Annotated in this window: 18 protein-coding genes; 7 read left to right on the top strand and 11 right to left on the bottom strand. The window is 68.2% G+C overall.

What is annotated here, in order from left to right:
- Positions 1-59 precede the first annotated feature (59 nt).
- Complete coding sequence (locus C8K36_RS15615) at positions 60-1058, top strand: LacI family DNA-binding transcriptional regulator (RefSeq protein ID WP_107985420.1); 999 nt, start codon at positions 60-62, stop codon at positions 1056-1058.
- A 7-nt stretch (positions 1059-1065) separates the two neighbouring features.
- Here C8K36_RS15615 and C8K36_RS15610 read toward each other — a convergent pair whose 3' ends face one another.
- Positions 1066-2259: an aminotransferase class III-fold pyridoxal phosphate-dependent enzyme gene (locus tag C8K36_RS15610; protein ID WP_181319592.1), complete on the bottom strand. Its 1194-nt coding sequence runs from the start codon at positions 2257-2259 to the stop codon at positions 1066-1068.
- Between the two features lie 217 nt (positions 2260-2476).
- Between C8K36_RS15610 and hrpA the strand changes: the two genes are divergently transcribed.
- Positions 2477-6448, top strand: coding sequence for an ATP-dependent RNA helicase HrpA (gene hrpA / locus C8K36_RS15605; RefSeq protein ID WP_107985418.1), 3972 nt, complete (start codon positions 2477-2479; stop codon positions 6446-6448).
- Positions 6449-6490: 42 nt separating this feature from the next.
- Here the strand turns inward: hrpA and nrdR are convergent, their stop codons facing one another.
- Positions 6491-6979, bottom strand: a complete 489-nt coding sequence (gene nrdR / locus C8K36_RS15600; protein ID WP_107985417.1) for a transcriptional regulator NrdR — start codon at positions 6977-6979, stop codon at positions 6491-6493.
- 219 nt (positions 6980-7198) lie between these two features.
- Positions 7199-7774: a peptidoglycan-binding protein gene (locus C8K36_RS15595; RefSeq protein ID WP_107985416.1), complete on the bottom strand. Its 576-nt coding sequence runs from the start codon at positions 7772-7774 to the stop codon at positions 7199-7201.
- 255 nt (positions 7775-8029) lie between these two features.
- Between C8K36_RS15595 and lexA the strand changes: the two genes are divergently transcribed.
- Complete coding sequence (lexA, locus tag C8K36_RS15590; RefSeq protein WP_107985415.1) at positions 8030-8746, top strand: transcriptional repressor LexA; 717 nt, start codon at positions 8030-8032, stop codon at positions 8744-8746.
- A gap of 67 nt (positions 8747-8813) precedes the next feature.
- Here the strand turns inward: lexA and C8K36_RS15585 are convergent, their stop codons facing one another.
- The 3 genes from C8K36_RS15585 to C8K36_RS15575 form a co-directional block, all read right to left on the bottom strand.
- Positions 8814-9959 carry an acyl-CoA dehydrogenase family protein gene (locus C8K36_RS15585; RefSeq protein ID WP_107985414.1) on the bottom strand — a complete coding sequence of 382 codons (1146 nt, stop codon included), beginning with the start codon at positions 9957-9959 and terminating at the stop codon, positions 8814-8816.
- Between the two features lie 176 nt (positions 9960-10135).
- Positions 10136-11392 carry a uracil-xanthine permease family protein gene (locus C8K36_RS15580; RefSeq protein ID WP_107985413.1) on the bottom strand — a complete coding sequence of 419 codons (1257 nt, stop codon included), beginning with the start codon at positions 11390-11392 and terminating at the stop codon, positions 10136-10138.
- Between the two features lie 223 nt (positions 11393-11615).
- Entirely contained in the window at positions 11616-13157 is a 1542-nt protein-coding gene (locus tag C8K36_RS15575; protein ID WP_258195434.1) for a hypothetical protein, read from the bottom strand.
- Positions 13158-13739: 582 nt separating this feature from the next.
- Here C8K36_RS15575 and betT point away from each other — a divergent pair.
- The 3 genes from betT to C8K36_RS15560 are packed head-to-tail and all read left to right on the top strand — an operon-like array spanning position 13740 to position 18887.
- A complete protein-coding gene (gene betT / locus C8K36_RS15570; protein ID WP_107985412.1) occupies positions 13740-15812 on the top strand; it encodes a choline BCCT transporter BetT in 2073 nt (690 codons plus the stop codon).
- 7 nt (positions 15813-15819) lie between these two features.
- The gene (locus C8K36_RS15565; RefSeq protein WP_107985411.1) at positions 15820-17331 is read left to right on the top strand and encodes an aldehyde dehydrogenase family protein; all 1512 of its coding nucleotides are present in this window, start codon (positions 15820-15822) and stop codon (positions 17329-17331) included.
- 2 nt (positions 17332-17333) lie between these two features.
- Positions 17334-18887, top strand: coding sequence for a GMC family oxidoreductase (locus C8K36_RS15560; RefSeq protein WP_107985410.1), 1554 nt, complete (start codon positions 17334-17336; stop codon positions 18885-18887).
- An 11-nt stretch (positions 18888-18898) separates the two neighbouring features.
- Here the strand turns inward: C8K36_RS15560 and C8K36_RS15555 are convergent, their stop codons facing one another.
- The 5 genes from C8K36_RS15555 to C8K36_RS15535 form a co-directional block, all read right to left on the bottom strand.
- A complete protein-coding gene (locus C8K36_RS15555; protein WP_107985526.1) occupies positions 18899-19963 on the bottom strand; it encodes a hypothetical protein in 1065 nt (354 codons plus the stop codon).
- Positions 19964-20021: 58 nt separating this feature from the next.
- Positions 20022-21500: a GTPase HflX gene (gene hflX, locus C8K36_RS15550; RefSeq protein ID WP_107985409.1), complete on the bottom strand. Its 1479-nt coding sequence runs from the start codon at positions 21498-21500 to the stop codon at positions 20022-20024.
- A 79-nt stretch (positions 21501-21579) separates the two neighbouring features.
- The gene (gene dapF, locus C8K36_RS15545) at positions 21580-22449 is read right to left on the bottom strand and encodes a diaminopimelate epimerase (protein WP_107985408.1); all 870 of its coding nucleotides are present in this window, start codon (positions 22447-22449) and stop codon (positions 21580-21582) included.
- 21 nt (positions 22450-22470) lie between these two features.
- Positions 22471-23394, bottom strand: coding sequence for a tRNA (adenosine(37)-N6)-dimethylallyltransferase MiaA (gene miaA / locus C8K36_RS15540; RefSeq protein WP_107985407.1), 924 nt, complete (start codon positions 23392-23394; stop codon positions 22471-22473).
- On the bottom strand, positions 23382-24122 hold the full coding sequence (locus tag C8K36_RS15535; protein WP_107985406.1) for a hypothetical protein: 741 nt from the start codon (positions 24120-24122) through the stop codon (positions 23382-23384). The genes miaA and C8K36_RS15535 overlap by 13 nt, the downstream gene beginning before the upstream one ends.
- A 168-nt stretch (positions 24123-24290) precedes the next feature.
- Here C8K36_RS15535 and C8K36_RS15530 point away from each other — a divergent pair, with 168 nt between their 5' ends.
- Positions 24291-25646, top strand: coding sequence for a DUF349 domain-containing protein (locus C8K36_RS15530; RefSeq protein ID WP_107985405.1), 1356 nt, complete (start codon positions 24291-24293; stop codon positions 25644-25646).
- Positions 25647-25700 lie beyond the last annotated feature (54 nt).

Here is a 25700-nt window from a genome sequence, read left to right as displayed (position 1 = left end):
ACGGAAATCGATTACCGTGATGTTTCCAGGTTCTGGGTTCCACGATCCCGAGGGGTTCCATGAGTGCCACCATCCGTGATGTCGCAACGCGGGCCGGTGTCTCGGTCGCCACGGCGTCGCGCGCGCTGTCCGGCGAACGCGGGGTCCGGCCCGAGAACCGGGAGCGCGTGATGGCCGCCGCGGCCGCACTCGCCTACCAGCCCAACATCCTCGCCGCCGCCCTCCGCGGACGCACCACATACACCGTCGGCATGGTGGTGCCCAGCATCGCCAACCCGTACTTCGCGACCCTCGTCGAGGCCGTCGAGCACCAACTGCGCGACGACGACCGCAGCCTGCTGCTCGCCAATTCCCGCTACGACGCGCAGACCGAGCGACGCCAGATCCAGGCCCTGCTCGACCGCCGAGTCGACTCGCTCATCCTGGTGCCGTGTGATCGCACACTGAGCTGCGAGGCCACGGCCGACGCCGCCGCCCGAGTCCCGACCGTGCAGGTCGACCTTCGCGTCGATGCGCACGCCGGCAGTTCGGTGACGGTGGACAACGAGTTCGGTCTCCGACTGGCCGTCGACCACGTCGTCGACCGCGGGGCAACTTGCCCGGTCTTCGTCGGCGCCGAACCCGTCGACTCGTCGGCGCAGGAGCGGCTCGACGGCTACCGGCAGGCCATCGGCCGCCACGGACTGACCGAACCCGATGTCCTACTGGGCGATTTCAGCACCGACTGGGGGCGGGAGGCGGCGCGCCGCATCGTCGCCCGCGCGCCGCGCCCCGACGCCGTGATCTGCGGAAACGACATGATCGCCCTCGGCGTGCTCGACGGGCTGGCCGCCGCCGGGGTGCAGGTACCCGACGACATCCAGGTCACCGGATTCGACGACACTCCCTACGCGGCGCTGTCGCGGCCGTCGCTGACGACGGTGCGGCAACCCCAGGACGAGATCGCCGCGCAGGCGGTGCGACTGCTCGACACCGCGGCCGCACGCTCGGACAGCCCCCCGCCGCAACGCATCGCCATCACCCCCGCGCTCGTCGCGCGGGGGTCCACCCTGTCCTGACCTACGGTCAGCCGAGCGCGGCGCGCACGCCCGCGGCCATCTCGGCGACCTGCTCGTCGGTCATGACGAACGACGGCGAGAACTGCATCGCACCCTGACCCGCCGCACGGCCCGAGATGCCGTGCTCGCGCAGCGTCTTCACGAACGGCAACGCCTCTGCCGGATCGGCCAACTGCACGGCCGCGACCGCACCGAGTCCGCTGCGCACCTCCGCGACCCGCGGGTGGTCGGCGAGGGGGCCGAGGTGTGTCTGCAGGGCCGACTCGAGCCGCTTGGACTCGGCCAGCAGGTTCTCCCGCTCGACGATGTCGAGGTTCGCCATGGCCGCCGCAGCTGCGCCGGCGTGGCCGCCGTACGTGTAGCCGTGCCGCCACCACACGCCCCCGCCGAAGAACGGCTCCGCCACGGTCGGCGCGACGAAGACCGCACCCATCGGAACGTAACCGGAGGTGAGGCCCTTCGCGGTGGTGATCATGTCTGGTTCGAGGCCGAAGCGGGTGGACGCGAACCATGATCCGCCGATCCGGCCGAACCCGGTGACGACCTCGTCGACGACGAACAGGATCTCGTGCTCGCGGCAGATCTCCCGGACCTCGGACAGGTAGCCGTCCGGCGGGAGATAGATGCCGCCCGCGCCGATGATCGGCTCGCAGAAGAACGCCGCGATCGTGTCGGCGCCCTCGCGCTCGATGAGCTCGAGCACGCTCTTGGCGTCGTCCCAGGCGACGGTTCGCGCGTCGGGCATGAGCTCGCCGTAGCCCTCCCGGTTGACCGCGATTCCGGCGAGGGCGGTGCCGGCGACGTGCATGCCGTGATACGCCTTCTGCCGTCCGACGATCAGCTTCTTGCCCGGCCGGCCCATCTCGTTCCAGTACCGCCTGGCGAGCTTGGCGGCGGAGTCGACGGAGTCCGAGCCGCCGGAGGTGAAGAACACCTTCGATCCGGGGACCGGCGCGATCGCCCCGAGCCGGTCGGCGAGCGCTACGGCGACGTCGGAGGTGAAGTCGCCGAAGTTCGAGAAGTGCGCCACCTTGGACAGCTGCGCGGCAACGGCGTCGGCGATCTCGGTGCGCCCGTGCCCGACGTTGGTGAACCACAGCCCAGCGGTGGCGTCGAGGTAGCGCGTGCCGGCGTCGTCCCAGATGTAGGCGCCCTCACCGCGGGAGACGACGAACGCGCCGTCGCGCTGCACCGCCCCCATGTCGGCGAACCCGTGCCACAGCGCTCCACTCACCACATTGCTCCACTCACGAAGTTGCTCCACTCATCCGAGACGTACTTCCCGGCTCCTCCCAGCGACTATGCCACGGTTTCGGACCGGACCGCCCGGTCGCTGCGACGCCTGGCCAGACGCTCCCACCGCGCCGCGCGGTCGCAGCGGGAATTGCCGTTGCGCGCTTCGATAGGCTGTCCGGAGCATGTCGACATCACCATCTGCAGCCGAGATCCAGGCCGATCGCCGCGAGGCGAAGAAGCGTCTCGGTGCGCTCACGCTGCGCGACGAGCACCGGCTGCGCCGACGCCTCGATCGCGCCAAGTCCCCGTCCGCGCTGACCGCCCTCGACGAGGAGATCACGGCAGCCGAGTCGAGGATCGCAGGCCGCCGCGCCCAGGTACCCGCGATCACGTACCCCGAGACGCTGCCGGTCACGCAGCGCCGCGACGACATCGCCGACGCCATCGCGTCCCACCAGGTGGTGATCGTCGCCGGTGAGACCGGCTCGGGCAAGACCACGCAGATCCCCAAGATCTGCCTCGAACTCGGCCGCGGCATCCGCGGCATGATCGGCCACACCCAGCCCCGTCGGCTCGCCGCCCGCACCGTCGCCGAGCGAATCGCGGAGGAGGTGGGGCGCGATCTGGGCGACACCATCGGCTACACCGTCCGGTTCACCGATCACGTGTCGGATTCCACGCTGGTCAAACTGATGACCGACGGCATCCTGCTCGCCGAGATCCAGCGCGACCGGATGCTGAGGCGCTACGACACGCTCATCATCGACGAGGCCCACGAGCGCAGCCTCAACATCGACTTCATCCTCGGCTACCTCAAGCAGCTGCTCCCCCGCCGGCCCGACCTCAAGGTCATCATCACCTCGGCAACCATCGACCCGCAGCGCTTCGCCGAGCACTTCTCGGTCGACGGTGTGCCGGCCCCGATCGTCGAGGTGTCGGGTCGGACGTTCCCGGTCGAGATGCGGTACCGCCCGCTCACCGTCGAGGTGGGCGACCAGACCTTCGACCGTGATCCCGTGGACGCCGTGTGCGAGGCCGTGCAGGAGCTCTCGGCGGAGGGAGACGGCGACATCCTCGTCTTCCTGTCCGGCGAGCGCGAGATCCGCGACACCGCCGACGCCCTGCGCGATCGCAAGCTCCGGAACACCGACATCCTCCCGCTGTACGCACGCCTGTCCGCCGCCGAACAGCACAAGGTGTTCTCGCCGCACAGCGGACGCCGGGTGGTGCTGTCCACCAACGTCGCCGAGACGTCGCTGACAGTCCCCGGGATCCGATATGTCATCGATCCGGGAACAGCGCGCATCTCGCGCTACTCGGTGCGCACCAAGGTGCAACGGCTTCCGATCGAAGCGATCTCACAGGCGTCGGCCCGGCAGCGCGCCGGCCGTTGTGGCCGTGTCGCGGACGGCATCTGCATCCGCCTCTACGCGGAGGACGACTTCGAGTCGCGTCCGCAGTTCACCGAACCGGAGATCCTGCGCACCAACCTGGCCTCCGTCGTCCTGCAGATGACAGCGCTCGGTCTCGGCGACATCGAGGCGTTTCCGTTCGTCGAGAAGCCGGACCCCCGGGCGATTCGGGACGGCATCGCCCTCCTCGAGGAACTCGGCGCGATCGCATCCGGCAAGCAGCCCACCGTGGGCAGCGGGCAGGCGGGCGACGGGCAGGCGGGCGACGGCCAGGCGCACGCGGGACCGCAGCTCACCGCGACCGGGCGCGAGCTCGCCCAACTCCCGGTCGATCCGCGCATGGCGCGCATGCTCGTGGAGGCCCACCGCAACGGCTGCCTGCGCGAGATGCTGGTGATCGTCTCGGCGCTGTCCATCCAGGATGTCCGGGAACGTCCAGCCGACTTCCAGCAGGCCGCCGACGAGAAGCACGCGCGGTTCAACGTGGAGAACTCCGACTTCCTGGCCTATCTGAAGCTGTGGGAGTACCTGGGCGAACAACGGAAGGAACTGAGTTCGAGCCAGTTCCGGAAGATGTGCCGCAACGAGTTCCTGCACTGGCTGCGGATCCGCGAATGGCAGGACCTGCACGGGCAGCTGCGCCAGATCACCCGCGGACTCGGCTGGGAGGCAGCCGGTTCCGGGGCCTCCGAAGCGGGTGAGACCCTGATCCATCAGTCGCTGCTCGCCGGCCTGCTCTCGCACATCGGTCTGCGTGAGGGCGACAAGCGAGACTTCCTCGGCGCCCGCGGCAGCCGCTTCGCAGTCTTCCCAGGATCGGGACTGTTCAAGAAGCCACCACGCTGGGTCATGGCGGCCGAACTGGTCGAAACCACACGACTGTGGGCGCGGATGTCCGCGCGGATCGAGCCCGAATGGGCCGAGAAACTGGCGCCGCACCTGGTCAAGCGGACGTACTCCGAGCCGCACTGGTCCACCAAGCGGGCGTGCGCGATGGCCTACGAGCGGGTCACCCTGTACGGCGTTCCCCTCGTCACCGAACGTCCCGTGACCTACAGCACCATCGACCCCGAGGTGTCGCGGGAACTGTTCATCCGTCACGCGCTTGTCCAGGGCGAATGGCAGACGCAGCACAAGTTCTTCCACGCCAACCGGGCACTGCTCGACGACGTCGAAGAACTCGAACACCGGGCGCGTCGACGAGACATCCTCGTCGACGACGAGACCCTCTTCGAGTTCTACGACGAGCGGGTCGGCCCGGAGGCCGTGTCCGCCAAACACTTCGACACGTGGTGGAAGCAGGCGCGGCGGGAGAACCCGAACCTGTTGAACTTCACCACGTCGACGGTCGTCAACGCCGATTCCGCGGCGGTTCTCGAGGGCGACTATCCCGATGCGTGGCGTCAGGGCGACATCCAGTTCCCGCTGACCTACCAGTTCGAGCCCGGAAAGGAAGAGGACGGCGTGACCGCCCGGATCCCGGTCGCGCTGCTCGCGGGTCTGCGGCCGGTGGGCTTCGACTGGCTCGTCCCCGGGTTGCGCACCGAACTGGTCACCGCGTTGATCAAGACACTGCCGAAACAGCTTCGACGGCAAGTGGTTCCCGCCCCGGATTTCGCGGCGGCCGCCCTCGCCTCGGTGAAGCCCCGCTCGGAGTCGCTCATCCACGCCCTGGCGCGGGAGCTGTCCCGTCTCGGCGCGTGCCGTATCGACCCCACCGACTTCGACGTCGCGTCCCTGCCCCCACATCTGCGGATGACGTTCGCCGCGGTCGACGACAAGGGCAAGGTTCTCGGACGCGACAAGAGCCTGGCCGCCCTGCGCCGGGCCCTGGCCCCGCGCGTCGAGGTCGAGGTGTCGAAGGCGACCGCGACCAGCGAGCGGGCGCCCGCTCCGGTATGGACGGCGCAGACACTCGGCACGCTGCCCTCGTCGGTGACGCGCGAACTCGGCGGCCAGAAGGTCACCGGCTATCCCGCGCTCGTCCCGGAGGGCTCGGGGGTGGCAGTGCGCGTCCTCACGACCCCGGCCGCACAGCGCGCCGCGATGCGGGCCGGCACCCGCGAGCTGCTACTGAAGGCGATTCCGACGCAGGCCAAAGCGGCCACCAACGGGATGAGCAACACCGATCGGCTCGCGCTGGGACAGAACCCGGACGGCAGCTTCGACGCGCTGATAGAGGACTGCCGGGCCTGCGCGGTCGACGAACTGATCGCCGAGAATGGCGGCCCGGTCCTGGATCCGGCCGCGTTCGACGAACTCACCGGCAAGGTACGCGCGCAGTTGGCGACGCGGGTCGCACGCCTGCTGCGCATGCTGTTGCCGACGCTCACCGAGGCTCATCGTCTGTCGGCGCTCCTCGATCGAGCGTCCGGCGAGGCAGCCGACGATGTTCGTGAGCAACGTGAATCGCTGCTGTTCCCCGGTTTCGTCACCGAGCTGGGCTCCAAGCGCCTACGTGAACTTCCGCGCTATCTGGCCGCCGCATCGCTGCGTCTGGAATCGCTGCCGGGCAGCGCGCAGCGGGACCGCGTCGGAATGGACTCGCTCGATCGCGTGTACGCCGCGTACGACCGCATGCTGTCTGCGTTGACCGAGGAACGCCGCGGCGACGCCGACGTCAACGAGATCCTGTGGAAGATCGAAGAACTCCGGGTGAGTCTTTTCGCCCAGTCACTGGGGACGTCGATCCCGGTGTCCGAGAAGCGCGTCCTCAAGGCAATCGAGGCGATTCGACGCTGATCCGCGGGGCGGGCGTCGTCGACGGCCGCCTCGCGTGGTGACCTACTCGGCGGCGTCGGCACCGGCGAGATCTGCGTCGCGGCTGTCGCGACGCTCGCGCAGATCCTTGATCTCACGCTCGAAGTCTTCCGCCGAACTGAAGGACCGGTAGACGGAGGCGAATCGGAGGTAGGCGACCTCGTCGAGGTCGCGCAGCGGCCCGAGAATGGCCAATCCGACCTCATTACTGGGAATCTCGGGCGAGCCTGCGGCGCGGACCGCGTCCTCGACCTGCTGGGCCAGCAGGTTCAGCGCGTCGTTGTCGACCTGACGCCCCTGACACGCGCGTCGAACGCCCTGCACCACCTTTTCCCTGCTGAACGGCTCGGTGACACCGCTGCGCTTGACCACCGCCAGAACTGCGGTCTCCACAGTAGTGAAACGACGACCGCACTCGGGACAGGAACGGCGACGGCGGATCGCAGCCCCCTCGTCGGCCTCACGGGAGTCGACCACGCGCGAATCGGGATGCCGGCAGAACGGGCAGTGCATGGTGAATCCTTCGTAGCCATCGTGGCCGCTGGATCGCCTCTCGACCGCTACCGGTTCGAGCAGGACCGGCCCGTGCAGGGGAGACGCGACATCGACGCGACCACGCGATGTGGTGTGACTGACAGGATTCGAGGATACCCGCCCGACCGCCCCCGTTACCGACTCGCGGGTAACCTCCACTGTTCCGGCCATCTCATTGCCCGTGCGACGCGGGAGTGGTCACTTCTGCGCCGCGCTGACGTCGGCGCGCGACAAGGCATTCAACTCGACGATCCGATCGAGAACGTGAGCGGCCGGAGCCGCGGGATCCACCGGCGCGGTGACGCGACCCTGCGATTCGTCCGTGCGCACCTCGACCGATTCAGTGGCGACCGGGCCGGAATCCGTCTGCGCCAACCTGAGGTTGGCGATCGCATCGAGGCCGGCCACGATGCCTGCAGTGATGACGAACGTCGCGACCACGGCCGACAATCCGGATCGCGCGCGTCCCCGACCGTGGGACGGAGCGTGTGCCCGGGACACCTGCACGCCGGCGGAAGCGTGCCGCGGCGCAGTGCCGTAACGCACCTCGCCTGACGTGGGACCGGACACGCTGCGCCGCCGACCACGCTCGCGCGCACCGACAGCATCGAAAGCACCGACAGCACCGACGACACCGACGACACCGACCGTGCGCTGCACGGAACGGCACCCGTACTCGATACCCGCTCGGTCCGCCTTCACGTACACCGCGCGACCACTGGTCGCTCCCACGAAGGACCGTGCCGCCCGCTGCTCCGAAAGTGCAGTACCCATCCGAACCCTCCCTGCGAATCGTCGAATCGTTGCGGCTCACCGTGCTGCGAAGGATCACGCGAACCGTGTGTCGAGAATCTGTTCGATCATGCGTTCGATAGAACAGATATTCGATTTCTACCACGCGTCTACGACAAAGTCACCGAAATCGGCGACACGGCTCGAACAGATGTTTGAAGTAGTCGCCCGATCGGGCTAGATTCGACCCAGCAACCGATACGCATGCGACGTATCCGTGAAGGAGGGGCACCCACCATGAAGGACGACAGCACGAGCACCTCGGGCCGGTCCGGGAACCCGTCGCCCGAGGAGGGGGCAGCCGTGCTCGACGCCACTCAGCTCACGCCCCGCCAGCGCAAGGTCCTGGAGGTGATCCGGGAGTCGGTCGCCGACCGCGGGTATCCCCCGAGCATCCGCGAGATCGGTGACGCAGTGGGGCTGACGTCCACATCGTCTGTGGCACACCAGTTGCGCACCCTCGAACGCAAGGGCTTCGTGCGCCGCGACGCCAACCGCCCCCGCGCTGTCGACGTCCGCGGATTGGACGGCCTCGATGTCGGCCAGTCGAACGACCGCGACTCCTCGAGCGAGCGCCCCACCCCCACTTTCGTGCCGGTCCTGGGGCGGATCGCCGCGGGCGGTCCGATTCTGGCCGAGGAAGCCGTCGAAGACGTGTTCCCCCTGCCCCGCGAACTCGTCGGACAGGGCTCGCTCTTCCTACTCAAGGTCGTAGGCGAGTCGATGATCGACGCCGCGATCTGCGACGGCGACTGGGTCGTCGTCCGCCAGCAGAATGTCGCCGAGAACGGCGACATCGTAGCGGCCATGATCGACGGCGAGGCCACGGTCAAGACGTTCAAGCGCACCGGCAAGGACGTGTGGCTGATGCCGCACAATCCACTCTTCGAACCGATTCCGGGTAACGACGCCGCGATCCTCGGCAAGGTCGTGACCGTGATGCGCAAGCTCTGACGACAGCAGACACGACGAAGGGACCGCGGCGCGCCGCGGCCCCTTCGTCGTGTCCGACTGGTTCGGCTCAACCCAGATTCAGGCCGCGCCCGATGATTTCCTTCATGATCTCGGTGGTGCCGCCGTAGATCGTCTGCACCCGCGAATCCATGTAGGCCTTCGCGATCGAGTACTCCCGCATGTAGCCGTACCCGCCGTGCAACTGCAGGCACCGATCGATGAGCTTGACCTGGGCCTCGGTGGTCCACCACTTGGCCATCGCGGCCTCCTGCACGGTGAGCTTCCCGTCGTTGAGCTGCTCGATGAACTTGTCGACGAGAACCCGTACGGCAGTGGTCTCCGTCGCCAACTCGGCGAGAACGAAGCGGGTGTTCTGGAAACTGCCGATCGACTTGCCGAACGCCTTGCGGTCACGGCAGTACTGGATGGTCATTTCCAGGCAGGACTCCATCGCGGCGGCCGCAACGACGGCAATGGACAGGCGCTCCTGCGGCAGGTTCTGCATCAGGTAGATGAAGCCCAAGCCCTCCTCACCGAGGAGATTCTCGGCGGGCACCCGGACGTCGGTGAAGCTCAGCTCCGCGGTGTCCTGTGCCTTGAGTCCGATCTTGTCGAGGTTGCGGCCCCGCTCGAAACCCTCCATGCCACGTTCGACGACGAGGAGCGAGAAGCCCTGAGCACCCTTGTCGGGGTCGGTACAGGCCACGACGATGACGAGATCGGCGTTGATGCCGTTCGTGATGAATGTCTTGGAGCCGTTGAGAATCCAGTCGTCGCCGTCCTTGACCGCGCGGGTCTTGATGTTCTGCAAATCGCTGCCGGTGCCGGGTTCGGTCATCGCGATCGCGGTGATCAGTTCACCCGAGCAGAAGCCGGGCAGCCACCGCTGCTTCTGCTGCTCATTCGTCAGCTTGATCAGATACGGGGCGACGACGTCGTTGTGCAGCATGAAGCCGACGCCGCTGTAGCCACCCCGGGTGGTCTCCTCGGTGAGGACCGCGTTGTAGCGGAAGTCCTCGACTCCCCCGCCGCCGTACTCCTCGGGGACGGCCATGCCGAGAAATCCCTGCTTGCCGGCCTCGACCCACACCGACCGGTCGACGATGTTCTGCTCTTCCCACTGGTCGTGGAATGGCGCGACGTGCTGGTCGAGGAACTTTCGGTAGGACTCCCGGAAGAGTTCGTGCTCGGGTTCGAACAGGGTGCGTTCCACTACGTCTCCTCATGTCGAAACAGCCGGCGTGCGGGCACGCAGCGGCGGACGTACTTCCTCGACATGACCGTAAAGCGAGGATCAGCGACGATCCATGACCGAGACGAGCACGATTCGTGACCGTGTGGTTCAGGTCACGAATCGTGCTCGCGGGGTGCTGATGCAGAGTGTGCGGATCAGGCGCGGCGCAACGAGTTCAGGCGGCGCATCACCGGGTAGGCGACGAGGATGCCGACCGAACCCCACGCGATGCCGCCCAGTTCGACCGAGCCGATGGACAGGGTCAGGTTGCCGATGCCGGCGACGAGGGCCGTCGCCACCACGGTGAGGTTGACCGGGTCGGTGAAGTCGACCTTGGCGTCCATCCAGATGCGCACGCCGAGCACGCCGATCAGGCCGTACAGCACCATCGTCGCGCCGCCGATGACGCCGTCGGGAACGGTGAAGACCAGCGCCCCGAACTTCGGAGAAAAGGAGAGGACGATGGCCGTGACGGCGGCCACCCAGTACGCGGCCGTCGAGTACACGCGGGTCGCCGCCATGACGCCGATGTTCTCGGCGTACGTCGTGGTTCCCGAGCCACCACCGGCGCCCGCGAGGGTGGTCGCGAGGCCGTCGGCGAACAGTGCGTTGCCGGCGAGATCGTCGAGCGACTTGCCGGTCATCGCGGAGACCGCCTTGACGTGGCCGACGTTCTCGGCGATCAGAACGATCACGACCGGCAGCGCGAGCAGGATCACGGACAGATCGAACGACGGGCCGCGCAGGTGCGGAACACCGAACCACGCGGCCTCACGAAGCGCGTCGACGCGATCGTCGGCGAGCCCGCCGGTGATCGCCGCGAACACCCAGCCGACCACGACACCGATGAGGATGCCGAGACGTCCGATGATGCCGGGCCCGATCACGGTGGCGAGGAGGATGCCGAGGAGCGTCACGGCCGCGATCAACGGCTGCGCCTGGAACGACCCCGCTGCGGTGGGTGCGAGGTTGAGTCCGATCAGTGCCACCACGGCGCCGGTGACGACGGGCGGCATGACCGCATCGATCACTCGGGCGCCGATCAGCTTCACCGCGAGGCCGACGAGCATCAGCGCGACACCGGCCGCAACGACGCCGCCCAGCTGGGCGGCAGGCCCGTCTCCGGCGGCCGCGGTGAGCGGCGCGATGAAGGCGAACGACGATCCGAGATAGCTCGGAATCCGTCCGCGCGTGATGAGGAGGAACAGCACGGTGCCGATACCCGAGAACAGCAGCGTGGTCGTCACCGGGAATCCGGTGATCGTCGGCACGAGCAGCGTCGCGCCGAACATCGCGATCACGTGCTGCATTCCGATACCGATGGTGCGCGGCCACGACAGCCGCTCGTGCGGCGCCACCACCGCGCCGTCACTGATCCGTCGGCCGTCGCCGTGCAGCGCCCATCCGAACATCCCGGTGCCGGCTTCCCGTTCGGGCGCGCTTCCCGCGCGGTCCTCTGTACTCGTCACAGTTGGCCAATACTAGGGCCTCCGCCTGCGGCGATGCACCACCGCACCGGTACACGCCACCCGAATTACTCCGTACCGAGTGCCCGGTTCGAGTGAAGTCGCCGAGCAGAAGCGCTGCGGCCACCCACCGGACGGTGGATGGCCGCAGTGATTCGACGCGGATCGGCTACGAGATCGGTGTCATCGGATAGGTCCGATCGACCCCGTTCCCCGAGACTCGGACGGTGAGCGGCGTCGCTCCGTCCCACGCATCCGCGGCAACCGACGCGGACGAATTGACCGGGATGCTCACCGGGCCGCCGGAGGTGACGTTCTTATCGCGAACGGCGTCCCGATGCCGGACGTCGAGGGTCATCGATCCGGGGAGCCCGATGCCGTCCAGCGCGTACACATAGTCACCGTCGAGTTCGCGTTCCACCGAGAGGGTGCTGCCGGGCAACACTCGCAAACCGCTGCCCACCGCCGCCACCGACCAACTGGCTTGCTCGGTGGCGAGCCTCAAGGTCGGCGTGATCGACAGGTTGCTACTGAGGCTGAGTTTGCGCTGGTTCCGGTCCACCGTCACCGAGGTGGTGGCACCGGGTAGCAGCTTGATGCCGTCGACCTCGTTGATCCAGCCGTCGCCGTAGAGCGAGATGTCGATGTCTGCGGCCCGCCCGGCCGGGACGTTGCCCATCTTCAGCTCGAATGCAACACCGGCGGGAACACGGAACAGCTCGGACTGTCGGTTGTTGATCATCGCCAGCTTCTCGATCCCCTGGACCTCGCCACCGCCTGGCGCCGTGACACCCAGATCCCAATCGATGTTCGTGCCGTCGCGATTCTCGGCGTTGTCCTTGACCAGGACGAGAACCGAATCGTCGCCCGCGCCGTGGCAGGTCAGGCATTCGTGGACCTCGGCCGTCTGCGGCAGATCGAAGAGCAGCAACTGGTTTTCCGGCGACCCGACGAACAGGTAGCTCCTGTCCTCCGGATTCAGCGCAGTGGTGTAGTACCAACTATCGGCGGCGGCGTCCGCCACCATCATCTTCTCGACGCCGGGGAAGTTGTTGTCGTACAGGACGATCCCGGTCTTTCCGTTTCCGAGGTCGCGCAGCGCGATCGGAGTCACGGCGTGGCCCCCCGGCGGCCCGAAGAAGCCAAGCAGGTAGCTGTCACCCCGGGCCCAGGCCGCCTCGAGGTTGGCGAGTGTCTCGCTGACCGAGGACCGCTTCGACGCTTCGCTGGTCGGAAGGGAGTACTGGGTGCTGGCGTACCGCGTGATCAAGCCGTCGAGCCGATCCGATGCCGGCTCGTCGTAGACGTTCTGCCCGGACGGTAGGTGCACGTCCTTGTCGAGTTGCTCCGTGGCAAACAGTCCGGCGAGCGCGGCGAAGCCGAAGCAATGCCCGCCGCCCGCACTCTCGTTCAGATCGACCTGGAGCGCCTCTCCGGTGGCGGTGAGGACGCACCCTCCGTCGACGATCCGCGCACAGATCCGGTCGCCGTACAGCGTCTGCATCATCGTCGGCGTCAAACCACGACGATGCTCCGGAGACGGCCCGCCCCAGTTCTCGAACGAGAACCCGTCACGCTTGACGTCGAACCCACTGGTTGCGATCAGCGTGCCCGAGGTCGGGTCGATCGCACCGTACGACTCCTCCTCGCCGATCGAACCCAGCAACCCACTGGACCCCAGCGAACCACTCGACCCGAGAAGATCCGACAACGGTGCTGCGCCCGCAGGTGCAGAGAACGCCAAAAGAAATAAAGCCGTGACGACCGCTAGACAGCCCCGACGCACAGTGCCTCCCCTATGTCATTTTCAGTGTTGGACAATCGAATCCAGCAAGAGAAGACACTAGCGGAACAGTGCCCGATTTCAGGTGATCATCCGTTTCGCGCGAATACGGGTCGCCGCCTGTCCCGCGCCACAGCCCGATAGACCCCTTCCGATCGAGACGTCCGACGGCGTCGAGATCGCCCCATTCGGGGGATCCGGAACCATTGCGCGGGCGCCCGGAACGCGTCTTACGTCACACGCCGGAAGCCGCACCGGGACGACTCCACCGACGACGCAGACCCGACCGGAATGCCTCGGATGCAACGTTTCCCGAGGAGCCGACGCGCCCGTCCGACCCCTTCCACGCAGTCGGACGGAAGGATCGTGATGTCCACACCCCAGCGGGGCGCACATCTCGGCGGTAGCTTCAGACCAGCAGTCGGACGGGCGTTCACCTGGCGCCCGAGAGTTCGAATCACGCTGCCGGGCCCGTCGCGATCCGGACGCAGAACCGGACCGAGGAGACACATGAGCACAACGGATCGAGAACCACCGGAGGCGGCGCTCACCGAAGGCCCCCGGACGACCGACCCCGAGACACCGAAGTCGGGGATCAACAAACCTGTCTTCTACATCTCGTCGGCGATCATCGTGGCGATCACCGCGTGGGCGATGATCGCCCCGGACAACGCGGACTCCGTGATCGGCAGTGTCGTGGACTGGATCGCGGGCGCGTTCGGCTGGTGGTACTTCCTGGTCGCCACGTTGATCGTCGTGTTCGTGCTGTTCCTGGCGGTCTCGCGCTACGGGAAGATCAAGCTGGGCCCCAACCATTCGCTGCCGCGATACAACGTCTTCACGTGGGGAGCAATGCTGTTCGCGGCGGGCATCGGCATCGATCTGATGTTCTTCTCGGTCTCCGAACCGGTCACGCAGTATCTGGCGCCGCCGGTCGGCGAGGGCCAGAACACCGAGGCCGCGCGTCAGGCGGTGGTGTGGACTCTGTTCCACTACGGGATCACCGGCTGGGCCATGTACGCCTTGATGGGCGCGGCACTCGCGTACTTCGCGTACCGGCGCGGTCTGCCGCTGTCGATCCGCTCGGCCCTGTACCCCGTGATCGGCAAGCGCGTGAAGGGTGCGCTCGGCGACGGCGTCGAGATCGCCGCCGTGCTGGGCACGATCTTCGGCATCGCGACGTCGCTCGGTATCGGCGTGGTCCAGCTCAACTACGGGCTGCACTTCATGTTCGACCTGCCCCAGAACACCGCCATGCAGGTGGCTCTGATCGCGGTTGCCGTCCTGATGGCGACGGTGTCCGTCGTCTCGGGCGTCGACCGTGGCATCCGGCGACTGTCGGAGTTGAACGCGTTGCTCGCGCTCGCCCTCATGCTGTTCGTCCTGTTCGCCGGCAAGACCCGCTTCCTGCTGGACGCGATCGTGATGAATGTCGGCGACTACGTCAGCCGCTTCCCAGGAATGACACTCGACACCTTCGCATTCGACGCGCCACAGGAGTGGCTCAACTCGTGGACCCTGTTCTTCTGGGCGTGGTGGATCGCGTGGGCGCCGTTCGTCGGTCTGTTCCTGGCGCGCATCTCCCGGGGCCGCACGATCCGTCAGTTCATCGGTGCGGTGCTGACCATCCCGTTCGCATTCATCGCCCTGTGGATCGCCATCTTCGGCAACGCCGCGCTGTCCGTGGTGATCGACGGGAACAGCGAGTTCGGTGAGACGGCGATGTCCGCGCCCGAAAGCGCGTTCTATTCGCTGCTCGACCAGTACCCCGGTGCACTGTTCAGCGCGGGTATCGCGACGTTCACCGGACTACTCTTCTACGTCACCTCTGCCGACTCGGGCGCTCTGGTGCTCACGAACCTCACCTCGCACCTGAACGATCCGGAGGAGGACGGCCCCAAGTGGGGGCGGATCTTCTGGGCCGTCGCGACGGGACTGCTCACGCTCGCGATGCTGATCGTCGGCGGCGTCACGACGCTGCAGAACGCGACGATCATCATGGGTCTGCCGTTCTCCTTCGTGATGCTGTTGATCATGGCGGGCCTGCACCGTGCCCTGCGAACCGAGGGCTACCGCGAGGACAGCGTGCGTGCGGTCCTGCACTCGTCGCTCTCGGAACGGGTGGGCGCCGAGCGGGGAGTGCAGCGCACATGGCGGCAACGGCTGACGCGCACCCTCTCGTACCCGAACCGACAGGACCTGCGCCACTACGTCGAACGCACCGCACGACCCGCACTGCAGGCCGTGGTCGACGAGCTTGCCTCGCGGGACATCGACGCCGAACTGGTCGAGAACCGGGAGGACAAGACGGGCGTGCCGCACCTGGACCTGACGGTCGCGATGGGCGCGGATCCGCCTTTCCGTTATCAGCTGTGGCCGGAGAAGACGGACATGCCGTCGTTCGCGATGAACTCCGCCAGCGGCGACGCCGTCTACTACCGGCTCGAGGTGTACCTCACCGAGGGCAGCCAGCAGTACGACGTCATGGGATACACCCGCGACCAGCTCATCGGCGACGTCCTCGATCAGTACGAACGCCACATCGAATTCCTCCGACTCCGACACACCCCGACGATGGAGTGATGCAGACATGACCGAAACCGCAACGAACCCGACCAGCCTGTTCATCGGCGGCACCTGGGTCGCAGCCGAATCCGGCGACACCCGCGAGATCCGCTGCCCTGCAGACGGCAGCCACGTCGCGACGGTCTCCGAGGCCGGAACCTCCGACGTCGAGCGGGCGATCGCCGCGGCCCGCGATGCGTTCGACAACGGTCCGTGGCCGCGAACCGTCGCCGGCGAGCGCGGTCGCATCCTTCGCAAGGTGGCCGACCGATTGCGCGAGCGTAAGGAGGAGTTCGCCCGCGCCGAGTCCTTCGACACCGGCAAGCGCATCGTCGAGGGCCGCATCGATATGGACGACATCGCGGCATGCTTCGAGTACTTCGGCTCGATCGCCGCGACCGATGCCGGACGCCTCGTCGACGCGGGTGACGCCAACGTGCTCAGCCGCATCCAGTACGAGCCCGTCGGCGTGTGCGGGCTGATCTCGCCGTGGAACTATCCGCTGCTGCAGGCGGCGTGGAAGGTCGCCCCCTGCCTGGCGGCCGGAAACACCTTCGTACTCAAGCCGAGTGAGCTGACCCCGTCGACCGCGATCCTGCTGATGGATCTGCTCACCGAGTGCGGTGTGCCCGCCGGCGCCGCAAATCTGGTGCTCGGCGCGGGCGCTGTGGCAGGTGCCCCCCTCTCGGAGCATCCGGATGTGGACATGGTTTCGTTCACCGGCGGATTGATCACCGGACGACGGATCGCCGCGACCGCGGCGGCCACGGTGAAGAAGGTGGCGCTCGAACTGGGCGGCAAGAACGCGAACGTCGTGTTCGCCGACGCGCTGTTCGACGCCGCCGTCGACAACGCGCTCAACGCCGCGTTCGTGCACTCCGGTCAGGTCTGCTCGGCCGGCGCGCGCCTGATCGTCGAGGAGTCGATCCACGACGAATTCGTCGACGCACTGGTCGCCCGCGCCCGGCAGATCCGCCTCGGCGGACCGTTCGACGACGACGCCGAGACCGGCCCGCTCATCTCGGCCGCCCACCGCGACAAGGTCGGCGAGTACGTCCGCAAGGGCATCGAAGAAGGCGCCGTCCTGCGCTGCGGCGGAGAGTGGGGCTCCGGCGACCTGGAGAGCGGCTTCTACTACCTGCCGACCGTGCTCGACGGCGTCCGTCAGGGCATGTCGGTCGTCGTCGACGAAGGCTTCGGTCCCGTCGTGACCGTCGAGACGTTCACCGACGAGGACGACGCGGTGCGGATCGCCAACGACACGCGCTACGGCCTTGCCGGCGCGGTCTGGACGCAGGATGCGGGTCGTGCACAACGCGTCGCGAACCGCATGCGCGCGGGCACGGTCTGGATCAACGACTTCCACCCGTACCTGCCGCAGGCGGAGTGGGGCGGCTTCGGCGAGTCCGGCTTCGGACGCGAGCTCGGACCGACCGGCCTCGACGAGTACCGCGAGGCCAAGCACGTCTACCAGAACATCGATCCCGGGGTGAGCGGATGGTTCGTGGACCGAACCTCGGGATCGGAGAAGGAGTGAACATGACCTCCCAGCAGCAGGAGCACGAGTACGACTACGTCGTCGTCGGCGGCGGATCGGCGGGCGCGGCGGTCGCGGCCCGGCTCAGCGAGGACCCGTCGGTGACCGTCGCGCTGATCGAGGCCGGGCCCAGCGACGTCGGGCTCGACGAGATCCTGGTTCTCGAGGACTGGATGGCGCTGCTCGAATCCGGCTACGACTGGGACTATCTCATCGAACCGCAGGAGAAGGGCAACTCCTTCATGCGGCACGCCCGCGCCCGCGTACTCGGAGGCTGTTCGTCGCACAACTCGTGCATCGCGTTCTGGCCTCCGCGGGAGGACCTCGACGAGTGGGCGGGTGCCCTCGGATGCGCCGGCTGGGAGGCGGAGACGATCTTCCCGCTCATCAAGCGACTCGAGAACAACGCCCGCCCGGGTGCGCATCACGGCCACGACGGACCGGTCGTACTGCGCGACGTCCCACCGAACGACCCGTGCGGCGTCGCGATACTCGACGCGTGCGAGCAGGCCGGTATCCCGCGCGCGACGTTCAACGAGGGCGAGACGATCGTCAACGGCGCCAACTTCTTCCAGATCAACGGTCGCGAGGACGGTGTGCGCTCGTCGTCGTCGGTGTCGTACCTGCACCCGATCCTCGATCGGGACAACCTCACCATCCTTACCGATCACTGGGCGAAGAAGCTGCCGATCGAGAACGGCCGGTGCGTCGGTGTCGACGTCCTGTTGAAGGACGGCATCCATTCGCGGCGAATCACGGCACGCCGTGAGGTGATCCTGTCCGCGGGGGCGATCGATTCCCCGAAGCTGCTGATGCTCTCGGGCATCGGGCCGGCCGAGCACCTACGCGAGATGGGCATCGAGGTGCTCGTCGATTCGCCGGGGGTCGGCAGCAACCTGCAGGATCATCCCGAGGGCGTGATCCAGTGGGAGGCCGAGCAGCCCATGGTGACCCGGTCGACGCAGTGGTGGGAGATCGGCATCTTCTCCCCCACCGAGGAGAATCTCGACCGCCCCGACCTGATGTTCCACTACGGCAGCGTCCCGTTCGACATGCACACCGTGCGACAGGGCTATCCGACGTCGGAGAACGCGTTCTGTCTGACGCCCAACGTCACCCATGCCCGCTCACGAGGCACGGTCAGGTTGCGCAGCATCGACTTCCGCGACAAGCCACGAGTCGATCCGCGCTACTTCACCGACCCGTACGACATGGACATCATGATCAAGGGCATCCGCCGCGCCCGAGAGATCGTCGCCCAGCCCGCGATGGCCGAGTGGGCGGGCCGGGAACTGTTCCCGGGCACCGAGGTCCAGACCGACGACGAGATCGCCGACTACGTCACCCGGACCCACAACACCGTCTACCACCCGGTCGGCACGGTGCGCATGGGTCCCGACGAGGGTTCTCCCCTCGACCCCCAGTTGCGGGTGAAGGGCGTGCGGGGGCTACGGGTGGCCGACGCATCGGTGATGCCCAAGATCGTCGCGGTCAACCCGAACATCACGACGATGCTGATCGGTGAACGATGCGCCGACCTGATCCGGAACGCCTGACGACAATCCGCTCAGTGCCGCTGCGACCGTGACCGCCGACGGACCAGGCCGAACGTGGCCAGACCGGCGACCAGGGCACCGCCGACGAGCGCCGGGGTGGACCACCGCGGAGCGCCGTCGCCCGCGGCGGTCCCACCGGACGCCTCGTCGGCGGCCGATTCGTCGACCGACGCCGACAGCGACACCGATCCACCGGACCAGGAGTCGTCGCGCGCCAGGTCGGCGGCGCCGCGAAGGATCTGCAGCGGCGGCAGCGCTCCACCCGCGGATTCCGATCCGGCCAGCAGGTCCCCGTCCGGTGTGAAGGCGATCGCCTCGCCCTGAGGCTGGTTCGGGAGGGCTACCCGCACCGGCGTCGTGGTCGTCAACGCGCGGACGAGGTCGCCGTCCGGAGCCGAGAACAGGTAAACGTCAGTGTAGGTCCGGAGCGCGGCCACGGTTCCGTCCGCGCTGACGGCACCACCGGTCACCAGAGTCGATCCGCCGACCGGCACCGGACCGCCCGGCGTGGTCGTGGGGCCGAGTCGCACCTCACCCACCCGCTCCAGCGGGCTGGGGCCGGGCGCCGCGAGGCCGTCGAGCGCCGTTCCACCGGCCGGGCGATAGATCCCGTTCGCGACGAGGACTTCCTTCGTGACGATCAACGGGACTCCGTCACGCTGGATCAGCAGTGTCTCGGCGTCGTGCGCACCGTCCGGATACGTGAGCCGGTGCAACTGCCCGTCCCCGGACCCGGGATCGAGGCTGATCAACGCCACCGTCGAACGAACACGCTGGTTGTCGCCGGTGTCGGAGAGCCACAGCCTGCCGTCCGGGCCGACACCCATGTCCTCGATGTCGTACGGGTCCACCGGGACGGGAACCGTTCCCGTCACCGCGCACTCCCCGTCCAACACGACGACGGCGTCGTCGGTGCCGCTGTCACCGATGCCGTAGGTCCGGCCGTCGGCCACCGCCAGTCCCGACAGCTCCGCCACGGCCGGATCGGTCGGGGTACAGACCGGCTCGAATCGCGCGTCCGTCACGAGCACACCGGAGCCGGAACTCTGCGCCGCCGCGGACGGAACCAGCAGCATCGACGGGATCAACGCGATCGCGGCACCGGCGAGTGAGATCCGGCCGGCGCCGCAACGGCTATCCACGCCCGGCGTACTCCACCAGCGCCGAGGCAAGCGACTCGGGGACCCGCACTCGCATCCGTGTGCCGTCCTCCTCGTGGGAGGTGTCGAGGATCTGTCCGTCCGAATGGATGCGAGCGACGAGGTCCCCGCGCGAGTAGGGCACGAGCACGTCGACCTCGACCTCCGGTCGTCGAACGATCTCACCGAGTAGCGTGCTGAGCTCATCGATGCCCTCCCCGGTTCGGGCGGACACGAACACCGCGCCGGGCAGGAGCCCGCGCAGCTGGGTCAATACCACCGGGTCCGCAGCGTCGATCTTGTTTACCACGATCAACTCGGGCGGAGCGGTCGTATCGTTCTCGCGAATGACTTCGGTGATGACCTCGCGGACCGCCTTGATCTGGTCGGTGGGCAGGGGGTCGGACCCGTCGACCACGTGCAGCAGCAGGTCGGCGTCGGTGACTTCCTCGAGCGTCGACCGGAACGCCTCTACGAGCTGGGTCGGGAGGTGCCGCACGAAACCGACGGTGTCGGTGAGCACGTACTCGCGGCCGTCCTCGAAGGACGCCTGCCGGGTGGTCGGATCCAGCGTCGCGAACAGTGCGTTCTGCACCAGCACGCCCGATCCCGTGAGCGCGTTGAGCAGGCTCGACTTGCCGGCATTGGTATAGCCGACGATCGCGACCGCGGGAATCTCGCTGCGCAACCGGTAGCTGCGTTTGGTGTCGCGTGCCGCCTTCATGCCCTTGATCTCGCGGCGCAGCTTGGCCATCCGCTCGCGGATACGTCGACGGTCGGTCTCGATCTTCGTCTCACCGGGACCACGCAGGCCGACGCCGCCGTTGCTGCCCGCACGACCACCGGCCTGCCGGGACATCGACTCACCCCAGCCGCGCAGACGCGGGAGCATGTACTCCATCTGCGCGAGCGCGACCTGCGCTTTGCCCTCGCGAGAGGTGGCGTGCTGGGCGAAAATGTCGAGGATCAGCGCCGTCCGGTCGATCACCTTGACCTTGACGACCTTCTCCAGCGCCGTGAGCTGCGCGGGGGTGAGCTCGCCGTCGCAGATCACGGTGTCGGCGCCGGTCGCGAGGACGACCTGCCGAAGCTCTTCGGCCTTGCCGGAGCCGATGTAGGTGGCGGCATCAGGCTTGTCGCGGCGCTGGACCAGGCCCTCGAGAACCTCGGAGCCGGCGGTCTCGGCGAGGGCCGCGAGCTCGGCCATGCTCGCATCGGCCTGTGCGGCGGTGCCCGATGTCCAGACACCGACCAGGACGACGCGCTCGAGGCGCAGCTGCCGGTACTCGACCTCGGTGACATCGGTGAGCTCGGTGGACAGACCCTGCACTCGGCGCAACGCGGCGCGTTCGTCGAGCTGCATGTCGCCGACGGACGGCGCCGACGAATCGTCGAAGTAGTCAGCCTCGTCGGAGGCTGCATGCTCGGCGGATCCGTCCGCCGACGGGGAATGGGTGCGATGTGATTTCGTCATACACCTTCATGGTCCCACGAAGCGCGCGCGGCGTGCACGTCGATTTCCGTCCGGTGCCGGTACCCGAGCGGGCTCGGCATCAGCCCAGCTCGGTCCACCAGCGATCGTCGATCTCACCGGCGGCGACCAGTACCGACGGACCACGCAACGCGGCGCGGCCGCCCTCGACGGACACCTCGACACGACCACCGGGGACGCGCACCTCGACCTTGCCGTCGGTGTCGCCGTGCGCACGCAGCGCCGCCACCGCAGCGGCCACCGTGCCGGTACCGCACGACCGGGTCTCCCCCACCCCGCGCTCGTGGACACGCATCTGCACCGCCCCATCGGCGAGTGCGGTCAGGATCTCGATGTTGACGCCCTCTGGGAAGAAGCCCGGATCGAAGCCGGGCGCCGCCGTCAGGTCGAGGTCGGCGAGCGCGGCCGGTGTCAGCTCGGAATCGACGCATGCGAGGTGCGGGTTGCCGACGTCGATGCCGATGCCCTCGAGGATCCGCCCCCCGACCGTTGCCGTGGACGTCCCGAGTTCCCGCACCCGGCCCATGTCAACGGTCACATCGCCGTGCACGTGGTCGGCGGCGTGCACGCGGACCGGGCGGGCGCCCGCCCGGCTGCCCACGACGAACTCGTCGTGGAGTTCCAGCCCCGTCGCCCGCAGATAGTGCGCGAACACCCGGACACCGTTGCCGCACATCTCGGCGATCGATCCGTCGCCGTTGCGGTAGTCCATGAACCAGTCGTCGGGGCCGACGCCGTCGGGAAGCTCCGGTAGCACACCGACCGCAGCAAGCGAACCGGCCCGCGCGACGCGCAGGACGCCGTCCGCGCCCAGCCCACGCTGACGGTCGCACAACGCCGCGATCCGGTGCGCCGGCAACGCAAGGTCGGCATCCGGATCCGGGAGGATCACGAAATCGTTCTCGGTACCGTGGCCCTTGCTGAATTCCATGACGTCAACTCTAGCGGGGTGTCAGTCGCCCTCGACCCGGCGCAGCACGCCGTCCAGCAGGGCAGGTTCGGCGCCGTCGACCCAGTGCACGCGCGGGTCCCGCCGGAACCAGGACCGCTGCCGACGCACGTATCGGCGGGTGCCGATGAACGTGCGCTCCAACGCCTCCGCGCGGTCGTATTCGCCGTCGAACATCGCGATCACCTGCGCGTAGCCGATCGCCCGCTGCGCCGTGACACCCTCACGCAGGCCGCGCCCGACCAGCTGCTCCACCTCGTCGACCAGACCCCGCTCGAACATCAGCTCGGTGCGCAGACGGATCCGGGCGTCGAGCGCCTCGGTGTCCCGATCGACTCCCACGATGACTGTGCCCCAACGGGGTTCGCCGATCGTGGGGGCGGAAGCCGCGAACGGCTTGCCAGTGAGCTGCACGACCTCGAGCGCGCGCACCATCCGACGTCCGTCCGTCGGCAGGATCGCGGCCGCCGCCTCCGGGTCGGCCCGCTCGAGCTCGGCGCGCACCGCCGCCACCCCACCCTCGGCGAGCACCGACTCCCAATGTGCCCGGATCTGCGGGTCCGTCGCGGGGAAGGCCCACTCGTCGAGCAGCGACTGCACGTACATCATCGAGCCGCCCACGATGATCGGCACCGCTCCACGCGCGCGGATCTCCTCGACGTCGCGCACCGCGGACTCCTGGTAGCGGGCCACGGTCGCGGTCTCGGTGACGTCCAGGACGTCGAGTTGGTGGTGCGGGATGCCGCGGCGCTCGTCGACCGTCAGCTTCGCGGTACCCACGTCCATCCCGCGGTACAACTGCATCGCGTCGACGTTGACGATCTCGCCGCCGAGCCGCTCCGCGAGGTCGAGTCCCAGATCGGATTTACCGGTGGCGGTGGGGCCGACGATCGCAATGGGGGTCGAGACGTCGGTCACGGCAACCACATTCCCACGTGGTAGCCGACGCCGTACGGAGCGCCCGTGTACAGCGATTCGGTCTTCCGCGGCTGTCCGGATCCTGCTTCGCCGCCGAAGACCGCTGAAAGCACCTGCCACGCAGCACGTCCGGACAGCCCCACCGCGGCGCACAGTTCCGGATCGAGCGCGGCCAGCGCGGCGGCATCGCCGTCGGCCAGCGCACGGTCGAGTGCCGCCTGCAGATCGACGGAGCGTTCGTCGAACGCCCCCGGAGCCTTGTCGGTCAACGTGTTCGCACCGTCCGCGACCACGAGCAGGCCCTGCGGCGTGGGGGACGCGTCGAACTGGGCCCGCAGCCGCGCGCCGAGCCTCGCGCACTCGTCGGCCGGCGTGTCTGCCGCCAGCACCCGCACCCGCACCGACGTCGCCGGCGCGGCCCGGCCCCGCAGCCAACCGGCGACGAGTGCCGCGAGCGGCATGCCGGGGTCCGGGTCACCGGAGGCGTCCTCGGACAGCCCCACCCGGATGTCGACTCCGAATCCTCGGAAGGTGCCGCACGATTCGGCCGCCACCTCGACCGCCGCGCCACCCGCCTCGGCGACGCCGATCGCCGTCCACTCGGTGCACGTGTCCGCGAGCCTGCCCACCGCATCCACTGCGGCTGTGCGCAACCGGTCGGTTTCCGATGCTGCGGCACCAGCCAATTGGGGAACCAACACTGGCGGAGAAGGCACGAAGGCCGCGGCTGTCAACACACTGCGCCACGGTAGTCGACCCCGAGGTGACGCCCTCCGAGGGTCATACCTGTTTCAATAGTCGTGGACAGTCGCTGCACGATCTCACCGGCCCCGACCCGAAGGGGACGCGGTGCGGAGGCGACAGTGTGATGAGGCAGCCGTGACGCGCGGCAGAGACGAGGAACAATGACCGAGAGCAACGCACCCAAGCCGGGTTCCCCCAAGCCGGGTTCCCCCAAGCCCGGCGCGGCCAAGCCCGGTGCCGCGAAGACCGGCGCCCCCAAGCCCGGTCCGGCCTCGGCACACGCTTCTCACGCCACAACGACCAGCGATCCGAGCCTGTTCGGCCGCGTCGACGACGACGGCACGGCGTGGGTGAAGACCGCGGACGGAGAACGACAGATCGGATCCTGGCAGGCGGGCGACGCCGCCGAGGGTCTCGCCCACTTCGGCCGCCGTTACGACGACCTCGCAACCGAAGTCGGTCTGCTCGAGGCACGCCTCGCGTCCGGCGCCGGCGATCCCAAGAAGACCCGCACCGCTGCCGAGGCGCTCCTCGAGACGCTGCCGACCGCCGCGGTGATCGGCGACATCGACGCGCTCGGTACGCGACTGTCCGCGATCATCGAGGGCTCCGAGCAGGCCGCGACCCAGGCGAAGCAGGAGAAGGAGCGGTCCCGCCAGGAGCAGACTTCTCGCAAGGAGACCCTTGCCGCCGAGGCCGAACAGCTCGGGAACGAGTCGACCCAGTGGAAGACTGCCGGCGACCGCCTGCGCGAGATCCTCGACGAGTGGAAGACGCTCCGCGGTGTCGACCGGAAGACCGACGACGCACTGTGGAAGCGGTTCTCGAAGGCCCGCGAGGCCTTCAACCGCCGGCGCGGCACCCACTTCGCCGAACTCGACCGCGACCGCGCGACCGCGAAGACGCGCAAGGAGGAGTTGGTGGTGCGGGCCGAGGCGCTGGCCACGTCCACCGAATGGGGTCCGACCGCCGGCGAGTTCCGGGACCTGCTCGCGGAGTGGAAGGCCGCCGGACGCGCACCCCGCGAGGCAGACGACGCTCTGTGGCGCCGCTTCAAGGAGGCGCAGGACGTCTTCTTCGCGGCCCGGAACTCGGCAGCCTCCGAGCGGGACGCCGAGTTCGCCGAGAACGCTGTCGCGAAGGAGGAACTGCTCGCGACTGCCGGCAGCATCGACCCCGACAAGGATATCGAGGGCGCCCGCGCCGCCCTGCGCGACCTGCAGGAGAAGTGGGACGCGATCGGCAAGGTTCCGCGCGAACGTATGCACGACCTCGAGGGAAAGCTCCGCGTGATCGAGAAGCGGGTCCGCGACGCCGCCGATTCCGAGTGGCGGCGCACCGACCCGGAAGCGCTCGCACGTGCTGCACAGTTCCGCGAGCGCGTCGCGCAGTTCGAGGACCAGGCCGCAAAGGCGACCGCGGCCGGCAAGACCAAGGACGCGGAGAAGGCTCTCGCGCAGGCCAAGCAGTGGCGTGAGTGGGCCGACGCAGCCGAGGGCGCGGTCAACGAACTCTGAGAGTGACGAACGAGCGAGGGGTGTGACGCCGGACGGCGTCACACCCCTCGCTCG

Source organism: Rhodococcus sp. OK519 (genome assembly GCF_003051005.1).
In the GTDB taxonomy this organism is placed as follows: Bacteria; Actinomycetota; Actinomycetes; order Mycobacteriales; family Mycobacteriaceae; genus Prescottella.
This window is presented reverse-complemented; position numbering and strand designations above follow the sequence as displayed.

Excerpts from the sequence above, each read along its gene's own strand:
- C8K36_RS15615 (WP_107985420.1), top strand. The coding sequence starts at position 60 with ATGAGTGCCACCATCCGTGATGTCGCAACGCGGGCCGGTGTCTCGGTC.
- C8K36_RS15610 (WP_181319592.1), bottom strand. The coding sequence starts at position 2,259 with ATGGGGGCGGTGCAGCGCGACGGCGCGTTCGTCGTCTCCCGCGGTGAG.
- hrpA (WP_107985418.1), top strand. The coding sequence starts at position 2,477 with ATGTCGACATCACCATCTGCAGCCGAGATCCAGGCCGATCGCCGCGAG.
- nrdR (WP_107985417.1), bottom strand. The coding sequence starts at position 6,979 with ATGCACTGCCCGTTCTGCCGGCATCCCGATTCGCGCGTGGTCGACTCC.
- C8K36_RS15595 (WP_107985416.1), bottom strand. The coding sequence starts at position 7,774 with ATGGGTACTGCACTTTCGGAGCAGCGGGCGGCACGGTCCTTCGTGGGA.
- lexA (WP_107985415.1), top strand. The coding sequence starts at position 8,030 with ATGAAGGACGACAGCACGAGCACCTCGGGCCGGTCCGGGAACCCGTCG.
- C8K36_RS15580 (WP_107985413.1), bottom strand. The coding sequence starts at position 11,392 with ATGTTCGGATGGGCGCTGCACGGCGACGGCCGACGGATCAGTGACGGC.
- betT (WP_107985412.1), top strand. The coding sequence starts at position 13,740 with ATGAGCACAACGGATCGAGAACCACCGGAGGCGGCGCTCACCGAAGGC.
- C8K36_RS15565 (WP_107985411.1), top strand. The coding sequence starts at position 15,820 with ATGACCGAAACCGCAACGAACCCGACCAGCCTGTTCATCGGCGGCACC.
- C8K36_RS15560 (WP_107985410.1), top strand. The coding sequence starts at position 17,334 with ATGACCTCCCAGCAGCAGGAGCACGAGTACGACTACGTCGTCGTCGGC.
- C8K36_RS15555 (WP_107985526.1), bottom strand. The coding sequence starts at position 19,963 with ATGCTGCTGGTTCCGTCCGCGGCGGCGCAGAGTTCCGGCTCCGGTGTG.
- hflX (WP_107985409.1), bottom strand. The coding sequence starts at position 21,500 with ATGACGAAATCACATCGCACCCATTCCCCGTCGGCGGACGGATCCGCC.
- dapF (WP_107985408.1), bottom strand. The coding sequence starts at position 22,449 with ATGGAATTCAGCAAGGGCCACGGTACCGAGAACGATTTCGTGATCCTC.
- C8K36_RS15530 (WP_107985405.1), top strand. The coding sequence starts at position 24,291 with ATGACCGAGAGCAACGCACCCAAGCCGGGTTCCCCCAAGCCGGGTTCC.